15 protein-coding genes are annotated in these 15,102 nt (G+C 74.4%); 9 read left to right on the plus strand and 6 right to left on the minus strand.

All coding sequences use genetic code 11. The features are described from left to right. The 4 genes from IF129_RS23160 to IF129_RS23175 all read right to left on the minus strand — a co-directional run. Nucleotides 1–517 (minus strand): NADP-dependent oxidoreductase (locus IF129_RS23160; RefSeq protein WP_224755461.1); only part of this gene is annotated, 517 nt, incomplete at its 3' end. After that, the gene (locus IF129_RS23165) at nt 514–1,473 is read right to left on the minus strand and encodes an aromatase/cyclase (protein ID WP_191211753.1); all 960 of its coding nucleotides are present in this window, start codon (nt 1,471–1,473) and stop codon (nt 514–516) included. The genes IF129_RS23165 and IF129_RS23160, both read right to left, overlap by 4 nt. Before the next feature lie 3 nt (nt 1,474–1,476). After that, nucleotides 1,477–2,595 (minus strand): hypothetical protein, encoded by a 1,119-nt coding sequence (locus tag IF129_RS23170; RefSeq protein ID WP_191211754.1) that lies wholly within the window; start codon nt 2,593–2,595, stop codon nt 1,477–1,479. Nucleotides 2,596–2,711: 116 nt separating this feature from the next. After that, complete coding sequence (locus tag IF129_RS23175) at nt 2,712–3,860, minus strand: nucleotide disphospho-sugar-binding domain-containing protein (RefSeq protein ID WP_191211755.1); 1,149 nt, start codon at nt 3,858–3,860, stop codon at nt 2,712–2,714. Nucleotides 3,861–4,131: 271 nt separating this feature from the next. Between IF129_RS23175 and IF129_RS23180 the strand changes: the two genes are divergently transcribed. The 9 genes from IF129_RS23180 to rfbH all read left to right on the plus strand — a co-directional run bounded on the left by IF129_RS23180 (nt 4,132) and on the right by rfbH (nt 13,730). Then, nucleotides 4,132–4,602: a nuclear transport factor 2 family protein gene (locus tag IF129_RS23180; RefSeq protein ID WP_318153901.1), complete on the plus strand. Its 471-nt coding sequence runs from the start codon at nt 4,132–4,134 to the stop codon at nt 4,600–4,602. Between the two features lie 72 nt (nt 4,603–4,674). Next, the gene (locus IF129_RS23185) at nt 4,675–6,177 is read left to right on the plus strand and encodes an MDR family MFS transporter (protein WP_191211757.1); all 1,503 of its coding nucleotides are present in this window, start codon (nt 4,675–4,677) and stop codon (nt 6,175–6,177) included. A gap of 85 nt (nt 6,178–6,262) precedes the next feature. Next, nucleotides 6,263–7,408: an acyl-CoA dehydrogenase family protein gene (locus IF129_RS23190; protein WP_191211758.1), complete on the plus strand. Its 1,146-nt coding sequence runs from the start codon at nt 6,263–6,265 to the stop codon at nt 7,406–7,408. Nucleotides 7,409–7,535: 127 nt separating this feature from the next. After that, nucleotides 7,536–8,030 carry a nuclear transport factor 2 family protein gene (locus IF129_RS23195; protein WP_224755462.1) on the plus strand — a complete coding sequence of 165 codons (495 nt, stop codon included), beginning with the start codon at nt 7,536–7,538 and terminating at the stop codon, nt 8,028–8,030. Next, nucleotides 8,027–9,106, plus strand: coding sequence for an LLM class flavin-dependent oxidoreductase (locus tag IF129_RS23200; protein WP_191211759.1), 1,080 nt, complete (start codon nt 8,027–8,029; stop codon nt 9,104–9,106). The genes IF129_RS23195 and IF129_RS23200 overlap by 4 nt, the downstream gene beginning before the upstream one ends. Beyond that, the gene (locus IF129_RS23205) at nt 9,103–10,050 is read left to right on the plus strand and encodes a 3-hydroxyacyl-CoA dehydrogenase NAD-binding domain-containing protein (RefSeq protein ID WP_191211760.1); all 948 of its coding nucleotides are present in this window, start codon (nt 9,103–9,105) and stop codon (nt 10,048–10,050) included. The genes IF129_RS23200 and IF129_RS23205 overlap by 4 nt, the downstream gene beginning before the upstream one ends. A 16-nt stretch (nt 10,051–10,066) precedes the next feature. Further along, nucleotides 10,067–11,389 (plus strand): NDP-hexose 2,3-dehydratase family protein, encoded by a 1,323-nt coding sequence (locus IF129_RS23210; protein WP_191211761.1) that lies wholly within the window; start codon nt 10,067–10,069, stop codon nt 11,387–11,389. Further along, complete coding sequence (locus tag IF129_RS23215) at nt 11,386–12,366, plus strand: Gfo/Idh/MocA family protein (protein WP_191211762.1); 981 nt, start codon at nt 11,386–11,388, stop codon at nt 12,364–12,366. Before IF129_RS23210 ends, IF129_RS23215 begins: the two co-directional genes overlap by 4 nt. After that, on the plus strand, nt 12,363–13,730 hold the full coding sequence (gene rfbH, locus IF129_RS23220; protein ID WP_191211763.1) for a lipopolysaccharide biosynthesis protein RfbH: 1,368 nt from the start codon (nt 12,363–12,365) through the stop codon (nt 13,728–13,730). The genes IF129_RS23215 and rfbH overlap by 4 nt, the downstream gene beginning before the upstream one ends. Before the next feature lie 88 nt (nt 13,731–13,818). Here the strand turns inward: rfbH and IF129_RS23225 are convergent, their stop codons facing one another. Next, nucleotides 13,819–14,649 carry an AfsR/SARP family transcriptional regulator gene (locus tag IF129_RS23225; RefSeq protein ID WP_191211764.1) on the minus strand — a complete coding sequence of 277 codons (831 nt, stop codon included), beginning with the start codon at nt 14,647–14,649 and terminating at the stop codon, nt 13,819–13,821. A gap of 144 nt (nt 14,650–14,793) precedes the next feature. After that, nucleotides 14,794–15,075: an acyl-CoA carboxylase epsilon subunit gene (locus IF129_RS23230; protein WP_191211765.1), complete on the minus strand. Its 282-nt coding sequence runs from the start codon at nt 15,073–15,075 to the stop codon at nt 14,794–14,796. Nucleotides 15,076–15,102: the final 27 nt, after the last annotated feature.

Here is a 15,102-nt window from a genome sequence, read left to right on the forward strand (position 1 = left end):
TGCCGATGACCCGCGAGGCGCCCCAGGCGAGGGCGAGTTGGGTGGAGAAGGTGCCGAAGCCGCCCGCCGCCGCGTTGATGAGGACGGTGTCGCCGTCGTGGACGCCGACGGTGGACAGGGCCATGTGGGCGCCCTGGCCGTTGCCGGGGAAGCCGGCCGCGACCTCCCAGGGCATGGTCGCCGGCTTGCGGACGATCTGGTCGGCGGGCACGGTCAGGTACTCGGCGTAGCCGCCGAGGACGGTGTAGCCGAGCACCTCGTCCCCGGCGGCGAAGCCGGTGACGTCCTCCCCGACCTCGTCGACGACGCCCGCGAACTCGTTGCCCAGCACCATCGGGAACTCCCGCTTGATGAAGGGGGGCGTCCACCCGCCGCGCACCCGCACGTCGAAGGGCATCACCCCGGCGGCGCGGACGCGGACGCGCACCTGCCCGCCGGTCGCGTGCGGGAGGTCGAGGGACGCCTCCTTCAGGACGTCGGGCGGGCCGAACTCGGACAGCGCTGCCGCTCGCATCATCGGGAACTCTCCACGTGGTCGAAGTGGTGTCGGGCCTGGTCCAGGACGAGCAGGACCTTCGCGCTCAGCTCGTTCCGCACGAACGCACGGGCCTCCCCCAGCCCCGCCCCGTCGCCCAGGACCGCCGCCACCCCGGACTCGTTGAGGACCACCGTCTGCCGTGAGCTCACCGTGGTGCCGCCGGGGGTGTCCGCGATGCGCCACTGGACGTGGTGGGAACTGCCGAGCGGGGGCAGCAGCAGTTGTTTGTACGCGATCTTATGAGGGCCGAGACCGACGCGGGCGGCTTTCGTGGTCATGGTCCCGCCGCGCTGTTCGCGGGTGACGAGCTCCAGCAGGTGCGCCGGGCCGTCCTCCTCCCGGACCGTGGCCCGTTCGACGTGGTCGAGCCGCTGCGGCCAGCGGGCGGCGTCGAAGAGGAACGCGTAGACGTCCTCGGCCGGGGCGCCGGGGACGGCGACCTCGTCCTCCACGACGACGAGCAGTTCGGGGAAGGCGGCCTCCAGTTCGGCGGCGGTCTGCACCGCCGAGAGCTCCGCCGAGGCGATCTCCTCCACGGTCCGCCGCAGCGGGGGGAGCGCGTCCGCGTGTCCGGGCGCCACGGTGAACGCCTGCTCCAACCGGACGACGCACGCCGCGTCCCCGTCGGGCTCGACGACCCAGGCGCGGCTCATCGACGTCAGGGGGGCCTCGATCCGCTCCGGGACGAAGCCGACGCGCAGGCCGTCGGCGTCCACGGTGCGCAGCGCCACCCAGTGTTCGACCCGCTCGCCGGACGTCGACCACATGCCGACGCGTTCCCGTCCCCGCGCGTCCGTCCCCAGGCTCTCCAGGTGGACGAACGGCGGGAAGACGCGCGGCCAGTCGTCGAGGTCGGACAGGAGCCGGAAGACCGACTCCGCGTCCGCCCGGACCCGCGCACGGTGCTCCACGTTGACGACTTCCGCCGTTGACATAGCTCAGCCCCTCGTGTCGGACGGGTGCCAGCGGGCCGCCCGCCGGGTGCCGTCCTCGGTGGTCACATGGCCGACGGCGACGCCCTCGTCGTTGAGGAGGAAGGCCCAGCCGGGGCCCAGGTCCGTGACCCGGCCCTCCTCGTCCCAGCGCACGGCGTGGAACGTGCCGCCCGGGCTGTAGGAGAAGCCGACCGCGACGCCGTCGTCGTTGACGCCGAACGCGCCGCTGCCGGTGTGTCCGGGCAGCGGCGGCAGCGCCTCGGTCCCGCCGCCGCGCGTCCACCGCACGGCGTGGTAGGGGGAGTTGAGGCCGTCGGCGGCGCGGAAGGAGTTGCCGACGATGTGGCCCCGGTCGTTGATCCAGCTGGCCTGCGTGGAGTCGTCGCCCGGCAGCGGTGCGCCCACCGGGAGCGCCCGGCCCGCGCGCGTCCACGTCACGGCGCGCTGCGTGCCCTCGGCCGACGTGGAGTAGCCGACGGCCGTGCCCCGGTCGTTGACCTCGCTCGCCGAGCTGCTCACGTCGCCGGGCAGCGCGGGGAGCCGGGTGGGGGTGCCGTCCGCGTCCCAGCGCACGGCCTGGTAGACGAGGTCCGGCGTGGCGGAGAAGCCCACCATCGTGCCGCGCTCGTTGACGCCGTAGGCGCGGCTGCGCGGGGAGTGCGGCAGGCCCGGCAGTTCGGCCACCCGGCGCGGGGTGAGCCAGCGGACGGCACGCTCGGTGCCGTCCTCGCCGATGGCGCTGCCCACGACGGTCCGCCGCTCGTTGACGCCGTAGGCGGTGCCGGAGACGTCGCCGGGCAGCCCGCGCAGGACGCGGATCGTCCCGTCCGGGCGCCACAGCACCGGGCGCACCGATCCGTCGGCCGTGTCGGAGGAACCGACGGCCACGCCGCGGTCGTTGACGCCGTAGGAGTGGCTGGTGCTGCCGCCGGGCAGCGTCCCCAGGTCGGTGACCCGGACGCCGGTGCCGGCGGTGGTGCGCACCTCCTCCCCGGCTCGGGTGGCCTCCCCGGCCCGGGGGGTCTGCCCGGCCTGGGCGGGCAGCGCGGTGAGCGCCGTCAGCACGGCGACGCCCGCCGCCAGCCCCGCCGTCCGCGAGCGTCTCGCTATGCCGTTCCCCACGTCGTGTTCCCTTCCTCGCGCTGCCGCGTGGGGCCGCACCGTCCCGTGCGGCCCCACGGCCTGAACGGCTCACCGTCACGGCCCGCCGTCCAGGCCCGCTCGAACCCGTATCGGATTCAGCCGACGAGGTCCGCGAGGCGCGGAACGATGGCGTCCGGGCCGGGCTGCGCGGCGAGTTCGGCGGCCAGCGCGCCGGCCGTCTTGCGCAGGGCCTCGTCGTCGAGGAGCCGGTTCAGCACGCCGCTGTCGACCTCCTCCGGCTGGAGGTCGAGGCCGATGCCCGCGTCCGTGATGATCTCGGCGTTGATCCAGTTGTCCGCGCCGTAGGGCATGGCGAGCTGCGGCACCCCGGCGTGGGCTGCGGCCAGCGTCGTCCCGGCGCCGCCGTGGTGGATGATGCCGTCGAGCGTGGGCAGGAGGGCGCTGAGCGGCGTCCAGCCGACGACGCGGACGTTGTCCGGCAGGGTGCCGAGCGGCTCCAGGTCGGGCTCGTCGCCCAGGGCCAGCACGAGCTCCGCGTCCACCCCGTCGGCGGCGGCGAGCACGCTGCCGAGGCTGCCCACCCCGGCGACGCCGGGCACGATCGTCCCGAGGGTGACGACGATCCGCCTGCGCCGTTTCGGTTCGGCCAGCCAGTCGGGCAGCACGCAGCCCCCGTGGTAGGGCACGAACCGCATGGGCCATCCCTCGCCCTCGCCGCGCATCATGTGCTGCGGCGCGAAGTACAGCGGGGTGACGGACGGCAGTTCCACCGGCACGCCGAGCCGCTCGAACGTCGGTGCCAGGTGCGGCAGGAGCCGGGCGGGCAGATCGCCCTCGCGCAGGAAGCTGTAGCCGTTCTCCACGGCCGGGACGCCGAGCGCGCGCGCCACCAGCAGGGCCGTGCCCTGGAGGCGGGAGTAGACGACGAGGTCGGGGCGCCAGGTCTCGGCGAAGCGCAGGGTGCCCTCGGCCATCATGTCGTTGATCGTGCCGAACTTCTCCAGGATGATCTCGGGCGTCACCCCGGACGCGGTGATCTCCCGGCCGCGCTGCCGCATCATGCGGGTGCGCTCCTCCCGGTTCCCCTTCTTGGGGAAGACGGCGGAGAAGTCGGCGTCCGGAGCCACGTCCCGCACCGTCAGGCCGGCGCGGACCGCGGCGTCGACGGTGACGCCCGCCGTGGCCACGACGACGTCGTGCCCGGCGGTGCGGAACGCCGAGGCCAGTCCGAGCGCGGGGTAGAGGTGGTCGAGCCCGGGTGACACGGCGAACAGGACGCGCATGGCGGTACCTCGTTTCCGTAGGTGCGGGGGCGTGCGGGGGCGTGCGGGGGCGTGTGGGACGGCGCGGGGCGCGGTGGCGGCGGTCGGCGGCGCGCGGCGCGGCCGGGTGCTCCCGCCAGGACCGTGCGGTGCCGCGCTCGACCGCCGCTCGAAGGGCGGCCGACGCGCGCCCGGCCCGGTCGTCCTCCGCCGGGGCTCGAGCGCGGCGCGCCAGGCTGGCCGCCGTCCGCGCGGGGAGCGACCGAGGAAGCCGGAGGGTGACATGGGTGGCGTGAGTGACGTGTCAGCGCAGGTGTACGCCGACGTGCAGCAGTTCTACGCCCGGCAGATGAACCTCATCGAGGGGTCGGACGCCGACCCCGACGCGTGGGCGGAGACGTTCACCGAGGACGCCGTCTTCGAGGCGAGCAGCCAGGAGCGGCCCGAGACCGGCCGGGCGGCGATCCGCGCCTCCGTGCGGGCCGGGGTCGCCCACATCGCCGCGCAGGGACTGGACTTCCGGCACTGGTTCGGCATGCTCGACGTCCGCCCGCAGTCGGACGGCTCCCTGCGGACGCGCTACTACGCCCTCGCCATGGCGACGCCCGCCGGGGGCGCGCTGGGCGTGCGCGGCTCCTCGCTCTGCCACGACCACCTCGTCCCCGCCGGCGGCGGCTGGCGGGTGCGGCACCGCAGCGTCCGCGCGGACGGCACGGGCGACGCGACCACTCCGGTGGAGGCCCGGGACGGCGCGACCGGCTGAATCGAGCCGGACCCGAGCCGGGAACGAGCCGGGATCGAGTGCGGGTGGAGGCCGTCTCCGTAGGTTGGTGCCATGCAGAAGAAGGCGCCGGAACGTCTCGACCGCGGGCTGCTCGTCCTCGCCGGGACGCTGCTCATCGGGGCCATCGCCGCCCTGCTGGACTCCACGATCGTCAGTGTGGCGCTGGACGCCATCTCCGAGGACCTGGACGCCTCGCAGGCGGCGCTGCCCTGGATCAGCACGGCCTACCTGCTCACCCTCGCCCTCGTCACCCCCGTGGTCGGCTGGGCCGTCGACCGGTTCGGCGCCAAGCCCATGTGGATGTTCGCGCTGACGGTCTTCCTGGGCGGTTCCGTGCTGTGCGGGGCGGCCTGGTCGGTGGAGAGCCTCATCGCGTTCCGCGTCGTCAAGGGTGTCGGCGGGGGCATGGTGCTGCCGATGGTGCAGGCCATCCTGGCGCAGGCCGCCGGGCCGGGCCGGTTCGGCCGGGTGATGAGCCTCGTCGGCATCCCCGGCCAACTGGCGCCCATCATGGGCCCGGTGGTGGGCGGGCTCATCGTCGAGGGGATCGGCTGGCGGTGGATCTTCTTCGTCAACGTCCCCGTCATCCTGGTCGCCCTGCTGCTCGCCCGGCGGGTGCTCCCGGCCGACGGGGAGCGGCGGCCGACCCACGTCGACCGCCGGGGCCTGCTGCTCCTGCCGCCGGGCATGGTCGCCCTGGTCTACGGGTTCTCCCGCATCGACGACGTCGCCGGGCTCACCGACCCGGTGACGCTGGCCGTCCTCGCGCTCGGCGCGCTGCTCACCGCGCTGTTCTGCGTGCACTCGGCCCGCTCGGCCGATCCGCTGGTGGACGTGCGGCTGTTCCGCTCCCGCTCCTTCTCCACCTCCGCCGTGCTGCTGTTCCTACACGGAGTGGCCGTCTACGGCGCGCTGTTCGTCCTGCCGCTGTTCTACGCGCGCTCCCTCGGCTACGCAGGCGGCGTCATCGGGTGGCTGCTCGCCCCGCAGGGCCTCGGCATGCTCATCGGCATCTCGCTGGCGGGGTGGCTCGTCGACCGGTACGACCAGCGTCTGCTGGTGCTGGGCAGCACCGTCCTCGCGGCGCTCGGCACGGCGGGCTTCACCCGGCTGGCCGACGCGCCGGACGACCTGTGGCTCGGGGCGTCGCTGTGCCTGCGGGGCATCGGGCTGGGCGTCATCGGCGTCGCGATCATCACCTCCGCCTACCGCGACGTGCCCGCCGACCGCATCCCGCGCGGCACGGTGATGATCGCCGTGGTGCAGCGCGTCGGCGCGTCCTTCGGCACGGCCGTCGTCGCCCTGCTGCTGGCGGCGCACCTGAGCGGCACCGCGCGCGGGCCGGGCGGGCTGGAGAGCCCGGCCGCGTACGGCGACACGTTCTGGTGGGTCCTCGCCCTCGTCCTCGCCATGTTCGTGCCCGCCCTCCTGATGCCGCGCCGGCCACCCGCCGAGGACGCCGAGGACGCCGGGTCGGCCGAGGACGCCGGGTCCGCCGAGGAGGGCGTCGGGCCGGTTCCGGCCGCCGACCGGCCCACGTCCGCAGGGGCTTGAGCGGCGTTCCACCCGCCCTGGACCCCCTCCCCGCACCGTGGAGGACGACGCCGCCGTTGTCCGACCGCGCGAGGAAGTGGGGCGCATGCCAGGCCAGCCACGCACGAGGACCGACCTGCTCGCGGGGGCACGGGAAGCCGCCGTCGTCGCGGCTCGCCACGCCGCCGCCGCCGACGCCGACCGGCTCCTGGACCCGCGCGTCGCCGACGCGGTCGTCCGCGCCGGGTTCGCCCGCCACTTCGTGCCCGCTCGGCGCGGCGGCGGCGCGGGGACCTGCCGGGAGCTGCTGACGGCCGTGGCCGCACTGGGCGAGGGCTGCACCGCCGCCGCCTGGTGCGCCTCCGTCGTCGCCGGAGCCGCCCGGATGGGCGCCTACCTCCCCGAGCAGGGCCAGCGGGAGCTGTGGGCGGGCGGCCCGGACACCGTCGTGGCGGGCGCGCTGATGCCGCGCGGCAGCGCCACGGAGGTGAGCGACGGCTGGCGGGTCACGGGGGAGTGGGACTTCACCAGCGCCGTCGACTTCTCCGACTGGGCCCTGGTCTGCGCGCTGGTGCCGGACGGGGACGGGCACTCCTCCTGGTTCTTCGCCCTGCCGCGCGCGGACTACCGGGTGGCCGACACCTGGACGTCGGTCGGCCTGCGGGGGACGGGCAGCAACACGCTCGTCACGGACAACGTGTTCGTGCCGCGTCACCGGGCCTTCCCGCGTGCCGAGATGCTGGCGGGCAAGGCCGTCGCGTCGACCGCCCGCTGCCACACCGCGCCGCTGCGGCTGCTGAGCGGGCCGCTGTTCGCCGCCCCGGCTCTCGGCGCGGCCCGGGCTGCGCTGCGGATCTGGTCCGACCAGCGCATCGTCGACGCCGTCGGCCCCGAGGCCGACGAGGAGAGCCGGCGGGCCGCCGCCCGCGCGGCCACGGCCGTGGACGCCGCCGGGCTGCTGCTGGCGCGGGCGGCGGCGGTGGCCGACGCACCGACGGCGAGCGCCCTGGAGGCCGCCCGCAACCCGGCCGAGTGCGCGCTGGCGGTCGAGCAGCTCGTCGACGTCGTCGAGCGGCTGTTCCGCACCTCCGGCAGCACCGCCCAGCTCGCACCGCACCCGCTCCAGCGCATCTGGCGCGACGTGCACAGCCTCGCGAGCCACATCGCCCTCCGCTTCGACGGCCCGGGAGCCGCGTACGGGGCGCAGCTGCTGCGGTTCCCCGACCCGGTCGGCCGCCCGGCGCCGTCCTGACCGACCCGCGCCCCGCGCCCGCCCGACCGCCGTCGGGCGCCCGTCCCACCGAGCCCGACCGGGCCGACCGGCGTCCGACCGGCCGGAGTCCGGATGACCGCGACCGACCACACGAAAGGCAGTGCGGATGAGCGCCGCAGCCACCCCCACCGAGACCCCGACCGCCACGGGCCCCTACGTGTCGGCCGACCTGTACGCCCAGGTCCAGCAGTTCTACGCCCGGCAGATGGGCCTGATCGACGACGGGCACCCCGACGCCTGGGCCGACACGTTCACCGAGGACGCCGTGTTCGCCGAGGCCAGCCGGCTGAAGGAGCCGCTGCGCGGCCGGGAGGTCATCCGCGCCTCCTGCCGGGAGCGGCAGCGGCGGCTGGACGCCGAGGGGATCGACTTCCGGCACTGGCTGGGCATGCTCGACGTCCGTCCGCAGCCGGACGGCTCGCTGCGCACCCGGGCGTACGCGCTGGCCATGCGCACCCCGCGCGGCGGGGCGCTGGAGATCTTCGCCAGCGTGGTCTGCCACGACCACCTGGTGGCGGGGGACGGCGGCTGGCGGGTGCGCAGCCGCGACCTCACCCACGACGGTGCCGGGCACGACGAGCGCGCGGGGGAGTCGGCATGAGGTTCGGCATCGTCTTCTTCCCCACCGTGGGCCCGGCCGACAAGCCCGCCCCCGACTACTTCGACGAGGCGTTGCGCCTGGTCGACCTCGCCGAGGAACTCGGCTTCGACCACGTGAAGATGGTCGAGCACTACTTCTTCTCCTACGGCGGCTACAGCCCCGATCCGGTCACCTTCCTGGCCGCCGCCGCCGGCCGCACCCGCCGGGTGCGGCTGGGCACCAGCGCGACGATCCCCGCCTTCCAGCACCCGGTGAAGCTGGCCGGGAAGCTCGCCATGCTGGACGCCATCTCCGGCGGCCGGGTGGACGCGGCCTTCGGCCGGGCCTTCCTGCCGGACGAGTTCACGGCGTTCGGGGTGCCGATCGACGAGAGCAAGGACCGCTTCGTCGAGGGCGTGGCCGCGATCAAGCAGCTGTGGACGGAGGAGGACACCGTCTGGGAGGGGACGTTCCACCGCTTCGGCCCGGTCACGCTGCTGCCCCGCCCGGTGCAGCGGCCCCACCCGCCGGTGTTCGTGACGACGGCCCGCAGCGCCGAGTCCTGCGCCGAGGCGGGACGCGCCGGGCACCACCTCCAGACGGTGCCGAACGTGATGTCCACCGAGGAGCTCCAGGAGCGGCTGCGGATCTACCGCGCGGAGTGGGCCGCCTCCGGGCGCGAACCGGGCACCGAGCGGATCCACTTCAGCTATCCCTGCGTCGTCGCCCCCGACGGCGACCGGGCGCGGGAGCTGGGCCGGCGTGACGACGCCCGCAACACCGCGGCGATCAGTGACGCCGTGGCCTCCTGGGGCAGCACGCGCAGCAGCGCCTACCCCGGCTACGAGAAGCTTGTCGAGGCGACGAAGCGCTCGCACTTCGAGGACAAGATGGCCGCGGGCAAGCTCCTCGTCGGCGCACCGGAGCAGGTCCGCGGTCAACTGGAGCAGATCGCGGCCTGGTTCGGCGACGACATCACGATCAGTCTCGGCGTGCACTCGGGCCACCTGTCCTTCGAGGACGCCGCCACCACCCTGCGTCTGATGGCCGAGCAGGTCATCCCCAAGCTCGGAAGCGAGGTCGCGGAGCAGCGATGAGCGACACCGACACCAACCGTCAGCGCACCGTCACCGTCGTCGGCGCGGGCACGATCGGGCTGGGCTGGATCGCCCTCTTCCGCGGCCACGGGCTGCGCGTGGTCGTCAACAGCCGCAGGCCCGAGGCCGAGCGGATCGTCCGGGACTCCCTGGAGCTGTCCGCGCCCTTCCTCCCCGGGGGCCCGCAGGACCCGGCCGCCCTCGCGGCGGGCCTGGAGTTCGAACCGGACCTGGAGCGGGCCGTCGCCGAGGCCGACGTCGTCCAGGAGAACGCCCCGGAGAACCTGGAGCTGAAGCGGGAGCTGTTCGCCCGGATCGGCAAGGCGGCCCCGGCCGGGGCGCTGATCCTCTCCTCCACCTCGACGCTGGACCCGGACGCCATGGGCGAGCGCATGGCGGACTCCTCCCGGCTGGTCGTCGGCCACCCCTTCAACCCGCCGCACGTCGTGCCCCTGGTGGAGGTCGTGGCGGGGGAGCGCACGGCGCCGAACGCCGTGGCGGAGGCCCTGGCCTTCTACCGCTCCGTCGGTCGCCACCCCGTGGCCCTGCGCAGGCCGATCCTGGCCTTCGCGGCCAACCGCCTCCAGTCCGCGCTGCTGCGCGAGAGCATCCACCTGGTCAAGGAGGGCGTCGTCAGCCTGGAGGAGCTGGACGAGGTCGTCACCCACTCCATCGGCCTGCGCTGGGCGACCGTCGGCCCGTTCCTCGCCTTCCACCTCGGCGGCGGCACCGGCGGCCTGCGCAAGTGGCTGGGCACGCTCGGCGCCGGCCTGGAGAAGGGCTGGGAGCTGCTGGGCACGCCCGGCCTGGACGAGGAGACGATCACCTCGCTCATCGAGCAGGCGGAGGCGGCCTACGGCACGGACCGCTACGAGGAGCTGGTCCGCGCCCGCGACACGCGGCAGACCGCGATCCTGTCCGCCCTCGCCGAGCACCGGCCCTGACGCCCCGGAGGACGCCGTGTTCCGGCAGACGAGCGAGTTCACGACCTGGTTCGCCGAGCAGCGGCGGGTCCAGCGCCACCGCGTGACCCCGGTCCGGCTCGACGCGCTGGACGGCTGGGCGGCGGAGCCGGGGACCGGCAACCTCCGGCACCGCACCGGCCGGTTCTTCACCGTCGAGGGCGTGGAGGTCACCACCGGCCGCCGCGTGACGCCCTCCTGGTCGCAGCCCATCATCGTGCAGCCGGAGCACGGCGTCCTGGGCATCGTCGTGCGGGAGTTCGACGGCGTGCCGCACTTCCTGCTCCAGGCCAAGATGGAGCCGGGCAACATCAACCTGCTCCAGCTCTCCCCGACGGTGCAGGCCACCCGTTCCAACTACACCCGGGTGCACGCCGGTCGGGCCGTGCCCTACCTGGAGCACTTCCTCGGGCCGCGCCGGGGCCGGGTGCTGCTGGACGCCCTCCAGTCGGAGCAGGGCTCCTGGTTCCTCGGCAAGCGCAACCGCAACATGATCGTGGAGGTCACCGGGGACGTGCCGGTGCTGCCCGGCTTCTGCTGGCTGACGGCCGCGCAGATCGGGGAGCTGCTGCGCGAGGACCACCTGGTCAACATGGACACCCGGTCCGTCCTGGCCGGCCTGCCCTGGGGCCGGCACGGGCGGCCGGAGGCAGCGGTCCTGGACGGGGCCGACGACACCGACCGGGCCGCGCACACCATGGCGGAGCTGATCGGCCACCTCACCGAGGTCCGTGCCGCGCACGCCGTCACCCGGCGGCGTGTCCCGCTGAACGAGGTGAAGGGCTGGAGCGACAACGGGGCGGAGCTGCGGCACGAGGACGGACGCTACTTCACCGTCATCGGCGTGGACGTGGAGGCCGACGGGCGCGAGGTCGCCCGCTGGTCCCAGCCCATGCTGGCCCCCGTCGGACGCGGCCTGATCGGCTTCCTGGCCCGGCACCTCGACGGCGTCCCGCACCTGCTCGCGCAGATCCGGACGGAGGCCGGGTCGTTCGACGTCGCCGAGTTCGCCCCGACCGTCCAGTGCCTGCCCGCCAACCACGCGCACCTGCCCCCCGGGGACCGGCCGCGCTTCCTGGACGCCGTGCGGGACGCCCCGGACGCCGCCCGGCTGCTCGACGTCACGCACTCCGAGGAGGGCGGACGCTTCCACCACGCCGCGAACCGCTACACCGTCGTGCTCGACGAGGACGCGCCGCGCGATCCGGGGCCGGGCTTCGTCTGGCTGACGCCGCGCCAGCTGGCCGACCTGGTGCGCGTCCCCGGCCAGGTCGACGTGGAGGCACGCAACCTGCTGACCTGCCTGCGGTGGTGGCGATGAGCCTGCGGCTGGGCGTCCTGGGCTGCGCCGACATCGCCGTACGGCGGATGCTGCCGGCGGTGTCGCGCACCCCGGGGGTCACCCTCGCCGCCGTCGGCAGCCGGGACGCGGCGAAGGCCGCGGCCGTCACCGCCCGGTTCGGCGGCGCGCCGGTGACCGGCTACGCGGAGGTCCTCGCCCGGCCCGACGTGGACGCCGTCTACGTGCCGCTGCCCGCGGCCCTGCACGCGACCTGGGTGCGGCGGGCCCTCGCGGCGGGCAAGCACGTGCTCGCCGAGAAGCCGCTCACCACGGACGCCGCCGCCACCGCCGCGCTCGTCGCCCAAGCGCGCGCGGCGGGGCTCGTGCTGCTGGAGAACCACCTGTTCGTCCACCACCCGCAGCACCGGCTGGTGCGGCGGCTCCTCGCGGAGGGCGCCGTCGGGCGGCCGCGCGCGGTGAGCGCCGCGTTCACCGTCCCGCGCCGCCCGGCCGGGGACATCCGGCTGCGCCCGGAGCTGGGCGGCGGCGCGCTGCTGGACGTCGGCTGCTATCCGCTGCGGGCGGCGTCGCTGCTGCTCGGGTCGCCGCTCACCGTCGTCGGTGCCACGGCGTACACCGACCCCCGGTACGGCGTCGACGTGGCCGGGGCCGCCCTGCTGCGCCGCCCCGACGGGGTGACCGCCCAGCTCACGTTCGGCATGGACCACCACTACACCTCCCGCTACGAGGTGCTGGGCACCGAGGGGCGGCTCCGGCTCGACCACGCCTTCACCCCGCCCGCCGACCACCGGCCCACGGTCGTCATCGAGCGGCCCGACGGCGTCGAGCGGGTCCCGGGGGAGCCCTTCGACCAGTGCGCGGGCACGGTGGGGGCCTTCGTGCGCGCCGTCACCTCCCGCGCCGGCACGGCGGGCGAGGCGATCAACCGGCAGGCGGAACTGATCGCCGCCGTCCAACGAACCGCATCAGACGCCGCAGGAGGCGACCGAGCATGACGACGTCAGCAGCCGTCACGACCGAGACCAGGCCCGAGGCCGGGCCGGACACCCGGGCCGAACTGAAGGCGCGGATCCTCGACCTCGTCCACGCCTACCAGGAGGCCGAGGAGGAGGCCACCGGGCGTCCCTTCGAGCCCGGGGTCACCGAGGTGTGGCCCTCCGGCGCGGTGTTCGACGCCGAGGACCGCACCGCGCTGGTGGAGGCCGCCCTGGAGATGCGGATCGCGGCGGGCCGCAGCTCGCGCCGCTTCGAGCGGGACTTCGCCCGCTTCCTGGGGCTGCGCAAGGCCCATCTGGCCAACTCCGGCTCCTCCGCGAACCTCCTGGCCATGACGGCGTTCACCTCGCCGCAGCTGGAGGACCGCCGGCTGGTGCCGGGCGACGAGGTGATCACCGTCGCGGCGGGCTTCCCGACCACGGTCAACCCGATCATCCAGAACGGCCTGGTGCCCGTCTTCGTCGACGTGGAGATCCCCACCTACAACACCACCCCGGAACGCATCGCCGAGGCCGTCGGGCCGAGGACGAAGGCCATCATGATCGCGCACGCCCTCGGCAACCCGTTCGCGGTCGAGGAGGTCGCCCGGCTCGCCGAGGAGCACGACCTGTTCCTCATCGAGGACAACTGCGACGCCGTCGGCTCGACCTACCGGGGGCGGCTGACCGGCACCTTCGGGGACATCGCCACCACCAGCTTCTACCCGGCCCACCACATCGCCATGGGCGAGGGCGGCTGCGTCCTGACGGACAACCTGGCGCTGGCGCGGATCGTGGAGTCGCTCCGGGACTGGGGCCGGGACTGCTGGTGCGAACCGGGCGAGAACAACCGGTGCTTCAAGCGGTTCGACTACCAGCTCGGGACGCTGCCGCACGGCTACGACCACAAGTACATCTTCTCGCACGTCGGGTACAACCTGAAGTCCACCGACCTCCAGGCCGCCCTGGGGCTGAGCCAGCTGGCCAAGCTCCCCGCCTTCACACGGGCGCGCAGGGCGAACTGGCAGGCGCTGCGGACGGCGCTGGACGGTGTGCCCGGCCTGATCCTCCCCGAGGCGACCGAGGGCAGCGACCCCAGCTGGTTCGGCTTCGCCCTCACGGTCTCACCCGAGGCGCGCTACTCCCGCAAGGAGCTGGTGGACCACCTGGAGTCCCGCGCCATCGGCACCCGGCGCTTCTTCGCGGGCAACCTCACCCGGCACCCGGCCTACCTGGACCGCCCGCACCGCACGGTCGGTCCGCTGACGGGCAGCGACCTCGTCGCCGAGCACACCTTCTGGGTCGGGGTCTACCCCGGGCTCGACGAGGAACGGACCGCCCACATCGCCGACACCGTCCGCGACTTCTGCGTCGCCCGGTCCTGAGGCGCCGGCCCGGCCCGGACACACGTCTCCGCCCCGCTGGGCCTGTTCAGCGGGGCGGAGACGTGTCGGGGCGGCCGTGCTGCGGCGCTCAGGCGAAGGTGGGGACGCGCAGCTGGTCGCGGACCGGCTCGGTGGGGGGCAGGGGCCGGGACGTGGAACCCGACGCCGGCGGGTTGAGCACCTGGAGCTGTAGCCGCTGCAACTCGGGCGAGGGCTCCAAGCCCAGCTCGTCGTGCAGGATGCGGCGCAGGTTCTGGTACGCCTGGAGCGCCTCCGCGCGCCGGCCCGAGCAGCCCAGGGCCGCGATGAGCTGGCCGTGGAACCACTCGTTGAGCGGGTAGTCGTTCACCAGTTTGCGCAGCTGGGGGATCGACTCCCGCTGCCGGCCGAGCTGGTTGTCGGCCTCGATCCGCAGCTCCAGCGCGCGGATGCGGACCTCCTCCAGGTGCACGATGTGGCCGCTCAGCATGTCGCCCGCCGGGATGTTGGACAGCGCCGGTCCGCGCCACAGCTCCAGCGCCCGGTTCAGATGGCCCGCGGCGGCGGCCGGCTGCCCCTGGCTCAGTTCCGTCTGGGCGCGGGCCACCAGGCGTTCGAAGACGCGGATGTCGACCTCGTCGTCGTTCACCGCGATCAGGTAGCCGGGGGCGTGGGTGACCAGCAGGGCGCGTTCGGACGGGATCAGCTGCTCGCTCTCGAACATCCGGCGCGCGTGGTAGATGTACGTCTGGAGCGTCGTGATGGCACTGCGCGGCGGCCGTTCGCCCCACAATTCCTGAACGAGGCAGTCCGACGTCACGATTTCGTTGGGCCGGGTCAGCAGCAGAGCCAGGGTCTGGCACACCTTGGGGGTGCTCGGCAGATGGGTTCTGCCGTCGTCGCTGACGATTTCGAAGGGGCCGATGAGGTTGAATCGCACTGCACATGCTCCTCTTCATGAGTGAAGAATGCGATGCCGCGTGGTGCTGCTCCGAATTCTGAGAGGTTGGCATCCAAACCGTAGGCGTGTGCGTGCGATTCCCCCATCACGGACGGCCGAGAGTGTCACATCGGCCGAGACGGCTCATGCGGCACTGCGCCAGCCGGGCAGCGGCCGGTGGACCCAGGAGCGGGCGGCGGGATGGTCCGGCCTGCTCACGAAGCCCCAGCGGACGCCGCCCCGGCCGGCCGCCGCGCCGTCGGCCAGGGCGTCCCGCTCGCGCAGCCGGGCGCTCAGCACCACGGCGAGGGCGGCCACCTCCTCGGCCGTGGGCGAGCCCCGGGTGATGCGCCAGCTCGCCGCGCCCAGCAGCCGGTTCGCGGGCTCCGGTGGGTTGGATCCGGTCGTTCCGGGTGTGTCGGCCATGGTCTTCCTCCCCGGTCGGTCCCCTCC

The organism is Streptomyces chumphonensis (assembly GCF_014779715.1).
GTDB lineage: Bacteria > Actinomycetota > Actinomycetes > Streptomycetales > Streptomycetaceae > Streptomyces > Streptomyces chumphonensis.

Bases quoted from the DNA above. Each gene is read 5' to 3' on its own strand.
- IF129_RS23165 (WP_191211753.1), bottom strand. From the start codon at position 1,473: ATGTCAACGGCGGAAGTCGTCAACGTGGAGCACCGTGCGCGGGTCCGG.
- IF129_RS23175 (WP_191211755.1), bottom strand. From the start codon at position 3,860: ATGCGCGTCCTGTTCGCCGTGTCACCCGGGCTCGACCACCTCTACCCC.
- IF129_RS23185 (WP_191211757.1), top strand. From the start codon at position 4,675: ATGCAGAAGAAGGCGCCGGAACGTCTCGACCGCGGGCTGCTCGTCCTC.
- IF129_RS23190 (WP_191211758.1), top strand. From the start codon at position 6,263: ATGCCAGGCCAGCCACGCACGAGGACCGACCTGCTCGCGGGGGCACGG.
- IF129_RS23195 (WP_224755462.1), top strand. From the start codon at position 7,536: ATGAGCGCCGCAGCCACCCCCACCGAGACCCCGACCGCCACGGGCCCC.
- IF129_RS23200 (WP_191211759.1), top strand. From the start codon at position 8,027: ATGAGGTTCGGCATCGTCTTCTTCCCCACCGTGGGCCCGGCCGACAAG.
- IF129_RS23205 (WP_191211760.1), top strand. From the start codon at position 9,103: ATGAGCGACACCGACACCAACCGTCAGCGCACCGTCACCGTCGTCGGC.
- IF129_RS23215 (WP_191211762.1), top strand. From the start codon at position 11,386: ATGAGCCTGCGGCTGGGCGTCCTGGGCTGCGCCGACATCGCCGTACGG.
- rfbH (WP_191211763.1), top strand. From the start codon at position 12,363: ATGACGACGTCAGCAGCCGTCACGACCGAGACCAGGCCCGAGGCCGGG.
- IF129_RS23230 (WP_191211765.1), bottom strand. From the start codon at position 15,075: ATGGCCGACACACCCGGAACGACCGGATCCAACCCACCGGAGCCCGCG.